Annotated in this window: 16 protein-coding genes and 1 pseudogene; 13 read left to right on the plus strand and 4 right to left on the minus strand. The window is 31.4% G+C overall.

The genetic code is table 11. The features are described from left to right. The first annotated feature begins 1 nt into the window (after position 1). The 7 genes and pseudogenes from SIB45_RS09195 (at position 2) to SIB45_RS09225 (ending at position 3,073) form a co-directional block, all read left to right on the plus strand. A complete protein-coding gene (locus SIB45_RS09195) occupies positions 2–655 on the plus strand; it encodes an MSMEG_0567/Sll0786 family nitrogen starvation N-acetyltransferase (RefSeq protein ID WP_011863254.1) in 654 nt (217 codons plus the stop codon). Continuing rightward, complete coding sequence (locus SIB45_RS09200) at positions 649–1,629, plus strand: sll0787 family AIR synthase-like protein (protein WP_011863255.1); 981 nt, start codon at positions 649–651, stop codon at positions 1,627–1,629. Before SIB45_RS09195 ends, SIB45_RS09200 begins: the two co-directional genes overlap by 7 nt. A 59-nt stretch (positions 1,630–1,688) precedes the next feature. Then, positions 1,689–1,964, plus strand: coding sequence for an MSMEG_0570 family nitrogen starvation response protein (locus tag SIB45_RS09205; RefSeq protein ID WP_011863256.1), 276 nt, complete (start codon positions 1,689–1,691; stop codon positions 1,962–1,964). Positions 1,965–2,261: 297 nt separating this feature from the next. Continuing rightward, positions 2,262–2,468, plus strand: a complete 207-nt coding sequence (locus SIB45_RS09210) for a high light inducible protein (protein WP_011376777.1) — start codon at positions 2,262–2,264, stop codon at positions 2,466–2,468. Beyond that, positions 2,468–2,728 (plus strand): chlorophyll a/b-binding protein, encoded by a 261-nt coding sequence (locus SIB45_RS09215; protein ID WP_011863258.1) that lies wholly within the window; start codon positions 2,468–2,470, stop codon positions 2,726–2,728. The genes SIB45_RS09210 and SIB45_RS09215 overlap by 1 nt, the downstream gene beginning before the upstream one ends. Before the next feature lie 53 nt (positions 2,729–2,781). After that, a pseudogene (locus SIB45_RS09220) lies at positions 2,782–2,892 on the plus strand (chlorophyll a/b-binding protein); the annotation flags it as partial. A gap of 1 nt (position 2,893) precedes the next feature. Beyond that, positions 2,894–3,073: a hypothetical protein gene (locus tag SIB45_RS09225; protein WP_011818732.1), complete on the plus strand. Its 180-nt coding sequence runs from the start codon at positions 2,894–2,896 to the stop codon at positions 3,071–3,073. A gap of 209 nt (positions 3,074–3,282) precedes the next feature. On the opposite strand, the gene SIB45_RS09230 is transcribed toward SIB45_RS09225, so the two are convergent. Together SIB45_RS09230 and SIB45_RS09235 are read right to left on the minus strand one after the other, a co-directional pair. Then, positions 3,283–3,498, minus strand: coding sequence for a hypothetical protein (locus SIB45_RS09230; RefSeq protein WP_011863260.1), 216 nt, complete (start codon positions 3,496–3,498; stop codon positions 3,283–3,285). 364 nt (positions 3,499–3,862) lie between these two features. Further along, positions 3,863–4,141: a hypothetical protein gene (locus SIB45_RS09235; RefSeq protein WP_041484707.1), complete on the minus strand. Its 279-nt coding sequence runs from the start codon at positions 4,139–4,141 to the stop codon at positions 3,863–3,865. 161 nt (positions 4,142–4,302) lie between these two features. Here SIB45_RS09235 and SIB45_RS09240 point away from each other — a divergent pair, with 161 nt between their 5' ends. After that, positions 4,303–4,446: a hypothetical protein gene (locus tag SIB45_RS09240; protein ID WP_011863263.1), complete on the plus strand. Its 144-nt coding sequence runs from the start codon at positions 4,303–4,305 to the stop codon at positions 4,444–4,446. Further along, entirely contained in the window at positions 4,446–4,604 is a 159-nt protein-coding gene (locus SIB45_RS09245; protein WP_011818737.1) for a hypothetical protein, read from the plus strand. Before SIB45_RS09240 ends, SIB45_RS09245 begins: the two co-directional genes overlap by 1 nt. Positions 4,605–4,612: 8 nt before the next feature. Here the strand turns inward: SIB45_RS09245 and ychF are convergent, their stop codons facing one another. Continuing rightward, on the minus strand, positions 4,613–5,704 hold the full coding sequence (gene ychF / locus SIB45_RS09250) for a redox-regulated ATPase YchF (RefSeq protein ID WP_011863264.1): 1,092 nt from the start codon (positions 5,702–5,704) through the stop codon (positions 4,613–4,615). A gap of 144 nt (positions 5,705–5,848) precedes the next feature. On the opposite strand from ychF, the gene SIB45_RS09255 reads away from it, so the two are divergent. The 4 genes from SIB45_RS09255 (at position 5,849) to SIB45_RS09270 (ending at position 12,643) form a co-directional block, all read left to right on the plus strand. Continuing rightward, positions 5,849–6,910 (plus strand): efflux RND transporter periplasmic adaptor subunit, encoded by a 1,062-nt coding sequence (locus SIB45_RS09255; protein ID WP_011863265.1) that lies wholly within the window; start codon positions 5,849–5,851, stop codon positions 6,908–6,910. Continuing rightward, positions 6,907–9,837 carry a DNA polymerase I gene (polA, locus tag SIB45_RS09260; RefSeq protein WP_011863266.1) on the plus strand — a complete coding sequence of 977 codons (2,931 nt, stop codon included), beginning with the start codon at positions 6,907–6,909 and terminating at the stop codon, positions 9,835–9,837. Before SIB45_RS09255 ends, polA begins: the two co-directional genes overlap by 4 nt. Positions 9,838–9,861: 24 nt before the next feature. Next, positions 9,862–11,331, plus strand: coding sequence for a cysteine--tRNA ligase (cysS, locus tag SIB45_RS09265; RefSeq protein ID WP_011863267.1), 1,470 nt, complete (start codon positions 9,862–9,864; stop codon positions 11,329–11,331). A gap of 82 nt (positions 11,332–11,413) precedes the next feature. After that, a complete protein-coding gene (locus tag SIB45_RS09270) occupies positions 11,414–12,643 on the plus strand; it encodes a 1-deoxy-D-xylulose-5-phosphate reductoisomerase (RefSeq protein ID WP_041484708.1) in 1,230 nt (409 codons plus the stop codon). Positions 12,644–12,784: 141 nt separating this feature from the next. Here SIB45_RS09270 and SIB45_RS09275 read toward each other — a convergent pair whose 3' ends face one another. Continuing rightward, positions 12,785–13,012: a hypothetical protein gene (locus tag SIB45_RS09275; protein ID WP_011863269.1), complete on the minus strand. Its 228-nt coding sequence runs from the start codon at positions 13,010–13,012 to the stop codon at positions 12,785–12,787. Positions 13,013–13,083 lie beyond the last annotated feature (71 nt).

Below are 13,083 nucleotides of genomic sequence, written 5' to 3' on the forward strand. Positions count from 1 at the left end.
TATGTTTTTTATTGACCCCTCAAGTAAGGATATAGGCAGAAGCTTTAGCTCTGCGCCTTACTATTTCACGCCCTCTGTAAGATCAGGTATCGGGATTGAAGAAGAAGATTTCATGCTATCTCCAAATTCAAATTCTGAAAACTTTTCATTTCATTTGCTTGAAGAGAATTCTCCCCTTATTAAAGACTACTGGGGATTACGAAAAAAAATATTTTGCGAGGAACAAAATATTTTTGCTGAATCAGATATTGATGAAATTGATCAAGTTGCGTACCCAATAGTTTCTTTGAATTATGGATATGGTGCTAAAGAGAGAGTCGTTGGCGTCGTGAGAATTTACGAAACAGAAAAAAGAAAATGGTACGGAGGAAGACTAGGTGTTGATTCCAGTTTCCGTAAATTCAACCAAATAGGAAAAGGATTGATCTGGAAAGCAGTAACTACAGCAAATGGATGGGGATGCGATCAATTTTTAGCCACCGTTCAGATACAAAATGTAAGGTTTTTTAGACGACTTAAGTGGAATTCAATTAAACAAATTGAAATCAAAGGAATTAAACATCACTTAATGGAGGCTGACTTAAATTATTACAAGCCTTCAAAATTAAATAGACCAGGCTCATATCTAGTGGGAAGTGACCACAAAAAATGTTAGATAAACTTATTAAAAAATTGCAAACACATAGTGGTATTGAATCTAAAAAAGATATTCAAAGTGCTGCAAAAACTTTCTCACACAGCCCGTTCAGTCAACTTGGCAAATCTGCAATGCTTGGAGATGATGCTGCAGTAATCCCTAAACAATCAGGTTTGTTATTAATGGCAAGTGAGGGAATTAGTCCAAGCTTAGTAGAGAAAGAGCCTTGGTTCGCAGGCTGGAGCAGTGTATTGGTAAATATCAGTGACATCGCTGCGATGGGCGGTAAACCTTTAGCTTTAGTTAACAGTATTTGGAGTGACAAAAATGATTTAGAAAAACACAATCAAATTCTTTCTGGTATGAATTTTGCCTGTGAAAAATTTAATGTACCAATGGTTGGAGGTCACTCAAATCAAAAAAGTCCTTATTCTGCTTTATCAGTATCAATTCTTGGACTGGTAGATGGTCCTATTCTTTCTTCAAGATTCGCAGAGTCTGAAGATGAATTATGGATAATAGCCAACAAAGATGGATGCTTTTTTAAAGATTATCCCTTTTGGGATGCTGCTACGAAGGCATCTGCAACTTTACTTAGAAAACATTTTTCATTGATACCGTTTCTTGCTAAAAAAAATATTATTCATGCAGCCAAGGACATAAGCATGGGCGGTATAACAGGTACTGCAGTTATGTTTGCTGAATCTGCTGGAAAAACAATTGAAATTGATCTTGAGAAAATTCAACGCCCTGAAGGAGTAACAGAATTCGACTGGCTTACTTGTTTCCCCAGCTATGGATTTCTTTGTGCTATCAAGCCATCTAAAGTTCCTTTTTTAAAGGAAGCTTTAAGAGCATATGAAGAACTAATTTGCTGCCATGTCGGCAACTTTAAAAATGGGAATAGCAGTGTTTATATCAAAAATTCAAATGGAGCAAAATTACTTTGGGAAGAAGATACTCCTCTCACTGGATTTACTCATACAAATTAAATCAATAATGCTCCAATCAACTAAAATTTTCATATAAAACAAAGGAAACTAATTTAAAAATGCCAGAAATTAATTTTCAAATAAATTTACCTGACGGTAAAAAAGTATCTCTATATTCACCTTCTACAGTAATTTTAGAATATTTGAAACCTGGAGATTCCTTGAAAATATCAGATTTTAAGTCTCTTGCTATTCAAGCTTTGCATAAAGCTTCTGAAAAAGTCAGAGCAAAATATGGTTTTGCGTGTACTAGAACATTAGAAGAAGAAGAAAAAATACTAAGTTGGATTTCTAATTATGATCCTGACCAACTTATTTCAATAGCAATGGAATAAGCTATTAAAAATTAGATTTACTTAAGAAAATAGAAGCCTAAATCAAGCCTTTCCTAACTAGACCTACTAATAAAACTTTTAAAAAAGTATTTTTTTCTCATCTCTTTAACAGAATACTTGCCTATTTCTGATGCCAAGAAAATAAAAAAAGCAATCTCAAAAAACAACTATTTAAAGATTTATGTCACGGTTATGATACATATATGTAGTAAATATCTTGAAAATAACTTAATTTCGGCCCAATACTTTACATTTGTTAATAGTAGTGTTACATTAATTAACAATTACATAACTTCAATGGCTAATTCAAACGTTACTACTGAATCAGGTGGCAGGCAGAATATGTTTCCTACTGAGACACGTCCTTACATAGATGAGTCTGTTTCTTACGACAGCTACCCACAAAATGCAGAAAAAGTTAACGGTCGTTGGGCAATGATTGGGCTTGTTGCGTTAGTAGGTGCTTACGTTTCAACTGGACAAATTATTCCTGGCATTTTTTAATGAGTCCACTTTCAGGTTTCTTAGCCGTAATTGTATTCTTTACAGCCATCCTCGTTGCTTATTTAACCAAGCAATTTCAAAACGAAAATTTAAACTATTCATCTCTTAATCAAATGAAAAACCCAAACACAAAAGTCAAAACAATCGAAAAAGAAAAAGTTGTTGCTGAAACTCTTAACGGCAGATTCGCAATGCTTGGATTAATTGCTGCTGTTGGAGCATACCTAACAACAGGTCAAATAATTCCTGGTTTCGTTTAAAAACCTACTATTTAACATTTCTAAAAATCAGAAAAATGGAAAATTTTAAAACAACTTATTGGCAAAACGCTGAGAGAACTAATGGAAGAATGGCAATGATGGGCTTATTTGCATTAGTTGTAAATTATGGCTTATTCGGATGGATAATTCCAGGAATTTTTTAAAATGAATTTAGGCTTACTTTTTCTTAAAGTAAATACTTTGGGAGTTATAACTCTTTCTGAACTTGATTGGATAACTAACCATCAATCTGAATTTTCAAGGTTAGATATGGCTTTAGTTATAAAGATTGGCCGTCTTATGGATTCTGGAGTGGTAGAAATTGATAATAGATTGCCTGTTTAATTTTTAAAAAATGATCGTCATGAGTGTTTGTCAATAGGGATACTGACAAACACTTTTTTATGAGAAAAAATATTTGTAAAAAAAAAGAGATTGTTTCTTAGCTAAAAACAATCTCTCAATTACCTAATTCTTACATGAAAATTTCAAGTAAGCTTTCAGATCTTAACTGATTTGTAATTATAGTAAATCCGTAAAAATGCTTTTGTAATTTATCTTTTTAAACCACCTCTTTTTATCCAAAGAAACCATGTAACCCAAATAGGAGGGAGGAATCTTATTAAAAAAGAAATTTTATACATATAAAATGGGGCATTTTCACTTTGCAATAAATTCATCAAAAAGGAAGATATAGTTACCCAAAGTAAAATTATTAATATATTTGCTCCTAACAAAGCAAACTTATTTTGTTTGAATATTTTTGGCATAAGTTTATTTTTTTTATATTCTTAATTTTAAATAACCTTGGGAAGTAAATTATACATTTTCAAAAAAACTTTAAATTTAAAATCCATATCCAAATAAAAAAAATACTAAATTTTAATCCCTCTCCAAATAATATTCCGAAAGTAATAGGAGGCGAAAATATTAAAAAAAGAATAGAGAATAAACTAAATAAAGCAAATGAACCTCTTAAAAAATAATTCTTTCTTTTTGTTCTTCTTAGATTTTTTAAGGTATTCCACTCCCATTGAATAAGCCTGTAGAACTTTTCTGATAATAAAAATAAATACTTCATTAATATTATTAATTTCTATCGGCTTTTCTTATTTATAAAATTAATTTCACCTGTTAGCAATAAACCTTATCCCCTTCTTCAGAAAGATAATAAATCTTATTTTCTGAACTTACGAAGAAAGTTAATCCCTTATATTGTGATCTTTTAAATTTATCTAATCTAAGTCTGTGTAAATCCCAATTATCAGTACTTATGTCAGGATTAAATTCTTGTTCTTTTAAAAAAGGTACATAAGTTGGACTAATTGTTGTTTTTTGGGCTAACCCTCTATTTCGTTTTAAATAAAAAAATAATAAAAGTACAAAAAAAAGAATTAATAATATATTTGTCATTGTCAATTTTTCTAATTTGAAAAAATTTTATTTGGAGAATCAAGAACTTTTCACAATAAATTTGTTAGTAAGTAAAAAATCCTATTTTTATATTCTTGTATTTTTGAATACTTATCAAGGGATTACCTAAATCAGATTATAAAAAGAGTCGCATTTTTAACATGACTCAAAATTCCATGAATACTCCTTATGCAAAAAGAGTAGCTGAAAAATTTAGAGAGGCTCAAAACTATTTAAAAACTAATGGTTTTAGTAGATCAACTAAACATTTACTGGAAGATATTGAAAATTCTGTTGAAAAATAATGCCAATACCTCCTCACTTACCACAACTACAATATGGCTACGATGATGGCTTTACAACCATTGTTTTTGGGTTAATAGGAAGTTGCTTAGGATGTATCTTAATTTTATTAATTTCATTTTTTGAATTTAAATTCAAAAAGCAAAATAGTAAGCCTTAAGAGACTTACTAAACGTTAAATAAGAACTCCATTACATCACCTTCGTTAACAATATATTCCTTACCTTCACTTCTTAAAAGACCTTTAGTTTTTGCATTGGCAATTGAACCTGAATCAATTAAATTTTGATAGGAAATAGTCTGAGCTCTTATAAATCCTTTTTCAAAATCAGTATGAATTACTCCTGCTGCCTGTGGCGCAGTCATCCCATCTTTTATTGTCCAAGCTTTTGTCTCCTTTTCACCGGTAGTGAAATAAGTTTTTAATCCCAATAATTTATATGTTGATCTAATTAATGAACTTAATCCCCCTTCTTCTACTCCTAAGCCGATAAGGTAGTCTTTTTTATCTTCTGGTTCTAACTCTATTAATTCAGATTCGACTTGCGCTGATATTTTTATACATTCTGTATTTTCATTGCTTGCAAAACTCTGAACTGTTGATGAAAAATCATTACCTTCAGCTAAATCATTTTCATTCAAATTAGTTGCGTAAATAATTGGTTTAGCAGTAAGGAAGCCTAATTGCTTAATTATTAAATTTTCTTCTTCATTCAAAGATATTGATCTAACTGAAAGGCCTTTCTCTAGCTCTTCTTCAATTTTTTCTAGTAAGGTATCTTCTTTAGCTGCCTCTTTACTAGTTCTAACCTGTTTTTTAATTCTTTCTCTTCTTTTTTGGAGTTGAGATAAATCAGCTAAATTCAATTCCAGATTAATTATCTCAATGTCATCCAGGGGATCTACCTTTCCAGAAACATGAATTACATCACTATCTTCAAAGCACCTTACAACATGAACTATTGCATCAACCTCCCTAATATTTGATAAAAATTTATTTCCCAAGCCTTCGCCTTTACTAGCTCCTTTTACTAGTCCTGCGATATCTACAAATTCAATTTTTGTTGGGATAATATTTTGGCTACAACTTAAATTACCTAACTCTTGCAACCTTTGATCCGGGACTGAAACTATGCCTTTATTAGGTTCTATAGTACAAAAGGGAAAATTAGCCGCTTGGGCCTTAGCATTTTCTACAAGTGCATTAAATAGGGTTGATTTTCCAACATTTGGTAATCCAATAATACCTGCTTTTAACATTTGAAAAAACTTATGGGAAAATTATCAAGAAAACATCTTCTAGTAATATAGTATTTACTTAACCAATCTTGGATAAGTTAATTATAATCGTTTTGATTATTTATTTAGTTCCTAAATATTCTCTACTTCTGCTTTTAAAAAGAAATGTTTGATTTAATAAAAAAAAATATAAATCTAAGAAGTGGAATTATATTGCTTTCTCTGGCTATATTTTTCGTTTTTATAACCAATTCCTTCAAGAAAAACAAGTCAAAAGATATTTCTGATTTTGTAGTTCAAGTGGAAAAAGGAATCCTGTCAGATTCAATTAATACTAGTGGTGAAGTAAAAGCAAAAAAGACAAGCAATATTGGGCCTCGGAAGCAAGGCGTTATAAAAGAAATCAAAGTAGATGAAGGCGATCTTGTAAAAAAAGATCAGGTTTTAGCTTCTCTTGATGATGAAGACTTTATCTATAAAATTGAAGAACTTGAATTAAATGTAGAGAAACAAAAATCTGAATTTTTAAGAAGGGAATATTTATATCAAGAAGGTGCGGTAAGTAAAGAAGACTATGAAAGTTATAAAAATAACTACGACATTAGTAGCGCCAAACTTAATGATGCAAAAGCTGAAAAAAGTTTCTATCTAATTAAAGCTCCTTATGGAGGAAAGATAACTGCAAAATATGCTGAGATAGGATCTTATGTCACACCAAGTACAAACTTAAGTTCAGACTCTAAAACTAAAAACTTTATTTTTGAACTATCAGAGGGCCTAGAAATTGTTGCTAAAGTTCCTGAGAGTGACATTGGCAGAATAAAAATAGGTCAAGAAGCCTCAGTAAGGATTGAGGCTTATCCCTCAAAAAAATATAGTGCCATAGTTAAAAAAATAGCTGCGAGAGCTGTAAAAGATAATAATGTAACCTCATTCGAAGTAACTTTAAATTTTAAGGATATTTCTGAAGAAATTAAAATTGGAATGACTGCAGATCTTGAATTTAGAGTCGAAGGTAATGAAGAAAAAATCTTAGTGCCAACAGTTTCTATTGTCACTGAAAAAGGTGAAAAGGGAATTTTGAAAGTTGATAAAAACAATTCTCCCAAATTTGAAAAAATTGAAATTGGTATTAGTAGTGGAAATAAAACCTCAGTAATTGATGGATTAGAACCTGGAGAGCAAATCTTTATTAATATTCCACCTTGGGCTAAGAAGAGAAAATGAGTTTAACATCTGAAAACTCTAAAAAACCAATTTTACTTTTAGTCGATGGTCATTCACTTGCTTTTAGAAGCTTCTATGCATTTAGCAAAGGGATTGATGGAGGTTTAACAACCAAAGATGGATTCCCAACAAGTGTGACTTATGGATTTCTAAAAAGCCTTCTTGATAATTGCAAAAATATTTGTCCTGAGGGCGTTTGTATTACTTTTGATACCGAAAAACCTACTTTCAGGCATGAATTAGATCCAAATTATAAGGCCAATAGAGATGTAGCACCAGATGTTTTTTTTCAGGATATTGAACAACTAGAAATCATTTTAGAAGAAAGTCTTAATTTGCCAATTTTTAAATCTCCTGGTTATGAAGCAGATGATCTCCTAGGCACAATTGCAAATGATGCTTCATCTAAAGGATGGTGCGTGAATATTCTTTCTGGGGATCGGGACTTATTTCAATTAGTAGATGATCAAAAAGATATTTATGTACTTTATATGGGAGGTGGTCCATATGCAAAAAGTGGGAATCCAACTCTTATGAATGAAAATGGAGTAAAAGAAAAATTAGGTGTCGCTCCAGAAAGAGTAGTTGATCTTAAAGCTCTAACTGGTGATAGTTCTGATAATATTCCTGGTATTAAAGGAGTAGGTCCAAAAACTGCAATTAATCTTCTAAAAGAAAACGATACACTTGATGGAATTTATCAGGCTTTGGAGAAGATTCAGCAGAATAATGATAAAAAATATAAAGGATTCATCAAAGGTTCGGTTATAGAAAAGCTCAGAAACGATAAGCATAATGCTTTTCTCTCCAGAGATTTAGCAAAAATAAATACTGAAGTGCCTTTGATATTAAGTGATGGTTATGAATTAAAAAATATAAATCAAGAACTACTTTCAGAGTCACTGCAAAAACTTGAATTATCAACACTACTTCGGCAAATTGATATTTTCAATTCAACTTTCAGCAAAGGTGGTTTTGGAAAAAATAATTTGGTTAGCAAGGAGGAGAAGGTTCCAAAGATCTTAAGTAACAATGAATTAGAAAATAGTGAAAATAAAATCCCCAAAATTAAGGTAATTATTGTAAATGATTTCGAATTACTTGATAAATTAATTAAAAGATTAAACAAGACAAATCAAATAGTTTCTTTAGATACAGAGACTAATAGTTTGAATCCAATCGATGCAGAACTTGTTGGGATAGGGTTATGTCTTGGAGAAGAAAATGATGATTTATTTTATATACCTCTTGGTCATCAAATAAAAAAAGAGACCCCCAATCAATTATCGATTGAAGATGTTTTCTCAAAACTAAGAACTTGGATAGAAGATCCGAAAAAAGAAAAGGCACTCCAAAATTCTAAATTTGATAGGCAAATATTTTTTAATCATGGACTTGATCTTAAAGGCGTAACCTTTGACACCTTGCTAGCAGACTACCTTCTTAATAACCAGGAGAAGCATGGATTAAGTGAAATTAGTTTTAGATTATTTGGATTTAAGCCCCCTTCATTTAAAGAAACAGTTGGGAAAAATAAAGACTTTTCATTTGTTGATATTAATGAAGCAAGTATTTACTGCGGTTATGATGTTTTTCTAACTTTTAAGATTGTCAAAATTTTTAAAGAAAGATTTTCAAAGGAAAAAGATGAATTAATCAAATTGTTCAAAGAAATCGAGCTACCCTTAGAGCCGGTATTGTCTCAAATGGAAATGAATGGCATAACTATCGATATACCTTATTTGGATAAACTCTCAAAGGAACTAAAAAGTACCTTAGAAGATATTGAAAATAAAGTTTTTGAATTAGCAGATGAAAATTTTAATTTATCTTCACCAAAACAACTCGGTGAGATCTTATTTGAAAAATTAAATTTGGATAAAAAGAAATCACGCAAAACAAAAACAGGATGGAGCACAGATGCTTTAGTTCTTGAAAGATTAGTCGACGAACATGAAATAATCCAACATTTAATAAAGCACAGAACTATTAGCAAATTACTTAGCACCTATATTGATGCTCTTCCAAATCTTATAAACGAAAAGACAGGAAGAGTTCATACAAACTTTAATCAAGCTGCTACAGCGACTGGGAGACTAAGTAGTAGTAATCCTAATCTTCAAAATATTCCGGTTAGGACTGAATTTAGTAGGAGGATCAGAAAAGCATTCTTGCCTGAAAAAAATTGGAAACTTTTATCAGCTGATTATTCTCAGATCGAATTAAGAATACTTGCTCACTTAGCGGATGAAGAAATATTAATTAATGCATTCCATAAAAATGACGACATTCATTCTCTGACTGCAAGATTAATTTTTGAGAAAGAAGAAATTTCTTCTGATGAGAGGAGAGTTGGGAAAACAATAAATTTCGGAGTTATCTATGGTATGGGAATTAAAAAGTTTGCTCGTTCTACAGGAGTAAGTACTCCTGAAGCAAAAGAATTCCTAATAAAATACAAAGAAAGATATTCAAAAATTTTCAAATTTCTTGAACTTCAAGAAAGGCTTGCCTTATCAAAAGGTTATGTAAAAACAATTTTTGGTAGAAAGAGAGAATTTAAGTTTGATAAAAATGGACTTGGAAGACTAATAGGAAAAGATCCTTACGAAATTGACTTGCAATCCGCAAGAAGAGCTGGCATGGAAGCACAGTCACTAAGAGCCGCAGCCAATGCCCCAATTCAGGGTTCAAGTGCAGATATTATTAAAATTGCAATGGTTCAACTAAATAAGAAATTCATAGAAATGAACTTTCCAGCAAAAATGCTTTTACAAGTACATGATGAATTATTGTTTGAAGTTGAACCAGATTCTTTGGAAATTACGACGAAATTAGTGAAGAAGACTATGGAAAATTGTGTAAAATTAAATGTACCTCTTTTGGTTGATATTGGAATTGGAGATAATTGGATGGAGACAAAATAAGCCTTATGAAATACTTAGTTTAAGATGATCAAACTTTTTAATACTTTAAGCAAAAGAATTGAGGTTTTTAAGCCTATTGATGATGTAGTAAAAATTTATTGTTGTGGAGTAACTGTTTATGATTTATGTCATCTTGGCCATGCCAGAAGTTACATAGCTTGGGATGTATTGAGAAGATTTTTAATTTACAGTGATTTCAAAGTGAAGTATGTTCAAAATTTCACAGATATTGATGACAAGATCTTAAAAAGAGCGAAAGAAGAAAGTATTTCAATGAAGGAAGTATCTGAAAAGAATATTATTGAATTTCATAAAGATATGGATTCTTTAGGGATAATGCGTCCGGATAGTATGCCAAGAGCAACGAATCATATATGCAATATCTGCGACTTAATAACAATCCTCGAGGACAAAGGTTATGCATATTCTAGGGATGGAGATGTTTATTATTCTGTTTTTAAAAATCAAAATTATGGAAAGCTAAGTAATCAAAATATAGAAGAACAAAACATCAATCAGCAAGGAAGAATGGCTAATGAGGAAAATAGTAAAAAACTAAATCCGCAAGATTTTGCACTATGGAAAAAAGCCAAAGATGATGAACCATTTTTTGATTCGCCATGGGGTAAAGGTAGGCCAGGGTGGCATATTGAATGTTCGGCAATGGTTAAAGATGAATTAGGAGATACTATTGATATCCATTTAGGAGGTTCTGATTTGATTTTTCCACATCATGAGAATGAAATCGCCCAATCAGAAGCCGCCAATGGCAAAAAGCTAGCGAACTATTGGTTACACAATGGGATGGTCAATGTAAATGGACAAAAGATGAGTAAATCCCTTAAAAATTTTAAAACTATCAGAGAGCTAATTAATTCAGGTATAAGCCCTATGACTTTGCGATATTTTGTTATGACTGTGAATTATAGAAAACCACTTGATTTTACTGAAGAAGCTTTAAGGAGTGCTTCAGAAGCTTGGAAAAACATTAATGTAGCCCTTTCTTTTATGGACCTTACAAAAGGGTCTTTAAACTCTATTGATAAAAATGAACCTATCGAAGAAGAATATAAAGAGAAAATAAGCTTTGAATTATCTCAAAAAAAGCTTAAATTTTCTGAGGCACTGGGAAATGACCTTAATACAGCAAGTGCTATTGCAATTATTTACGATTTAGCAAAACCATTAAAAAACTTTTTAAACCAATTTCAAAGAGTCGAAGGTTTTAAAATAGACCAAAATGAAAAATTCTTTCTACTTGAGAATTTTAAAACTCTTGAAAAGTTGACTGAGGTACTTGGTCTTAAAAAAGAGGTTTTAGTAAAAGAAAGTAAAATAACAGAAGAAGAAATATCAACGCTTATTAATGAAAGATTGAAAGCAAAAAAGGAAAAGAATTATGCGAAGGCCGATGAAATAAGAAGTTTGTTAAAAGAAAAAGGTATTGAACTTATTGATCAATCAAAGGAAATAACAACATGGATAAGGGTCTAAATTTTAAGAAAAAAACCAATTTGAAATTTTTGTTTTTTAAATACACCTTTAAATGGGAAGATATTAGAAATATGAGAGAAAATTGAAATACATTACTGTGCTCGGTTCTACTGGTTCAATAGGGACTCAAACTCTCGAGATAGCTAGTGAGCAGCCTGATAAATTTAAAGCCGTAGCTCTTTCTGCAGGAAGAAATATTAATTTATTAACTGAACAAGTTAAAACTCATAAACCAGAGGTAGTTGCAATTGAGGATGAAAGTCTTATAGAAGATTTAAAAGATAATATTAATAACTTAGATTTGGATGATGTTCCCCTGGTGTTAGGTGGAAAGCAGGGGATTAACGCAGTTGCAGCATGGGATAAGGCAGATACTGTGGTAACAGGGATAGTAGGCTGTGCAGGCTTAATTCCAACAATGTCAGCAATTAATGCGGGGAAAAATATTGCACTTGCTAACAAAGAAACTTTAATTGCTGCAGGACCAATTGTTATTCCTGCATTAAAGAAAAATAATAGTAGGCTTTTACCTGCTGATTCAGAACACTCTGCTATCTTTCAATGTTTACAAGGATTACCAAATTATGAAAATGCAGATTTTTCAACAGGAGATATTCCTAAGGGTTTAAAAGCTATACATTTAACAGCTTCTGGTGGTGCTTTCAGAGATTGGGCCGTTGAGGATTTAAAGCATGTCACAGTGGAAGATGCGACTTCACATCCTAATTGGGATATGGGAAAAAAAATAACTGTAGATTCTGCAACTCTTATGAATAAAGGATTAGAAGTTATTGAAGCTCATTATTTATTTGGGACCTCTTATGAAGATATCGAAATAGTTATCCACCCTCAAAGTATTATTCATTCAATGATTGAGATGGAAGATTCTTCTGTATTAGCTCAATTAGGTTGGCCAGATATGAAACTACCCATTTTATATGCGATGAGTTGGCCTGAAAGATTTAAAACAAATTGGAAAAGATTAAACCTAAGTGAAATTGGAAAATTAACTTTTAAAGAGCCAGACGAGTTTAAATATCCATGCATGGGACTTGCATATGCTGCAGGAAAATCCTCTGGGACTATGCCTGCAGTCTTAAATGCTGCTAATGAAATGGCTGTTGAACAATTCCTCAAAGAAAAAATTTCTTTTCAACAAATTCCAACATTTATAAGTAAAGCGTGTGAATCACATATGGAGAATTTGAATTTGAGTCCCGAATTGGAGGATATTCTTGAAGTAGACAATTGGGCCAGACTTTTTATTGAGCAAGAAATTAAAAAAGGGAAAAAATACGTAAGTATTAGATAAAAGTCAATATAAAAAAACATCTAAATAATTAAACCCATTTTATCCCTTCTAAATAATTCCTAATAACCCCTTTATTGCAATTAGTTTTTAGTATTTGCGTAAAGCAAAAGCTGCTATGAGTATGAGTAGTAAATATTTAATTTAATCTTCTGCATCTTCAAATTCTCTTAGCAAACGAAAAGTTTTGGAAATAAAAGGAAAGATCCATACCAACAACCCGAAGACTGTTATCAAGGCGATAAGAAAACCCAAAATAGCTAAGAATCCCCCTGTTACGTCTCCTTCATAGAAGCGATCAAGCCCAATTGGTGCACCAACACCTAAAAGAAAGAGTCTCGTTAAAGTTTGTTTTTCTTTTTTTCTCAACATAAATAAAAATAGGGTTTTATCTTCCCAATTTTAGATCGACTGTCAATAATGAATATACATTGTAGTTTCTT

It is taken from the genome of Prochlorococcus sp. MIT 1304 (assembly GCF_047305015.1).
Classification (GTDB): domain Bacteria; phylum Cyanobacteriota; class Cyanobacteriia; order PCC-6307; family Cyanobiaceae; genus Prochlorococcus_A; species Prochlorococcus_A marinus_E.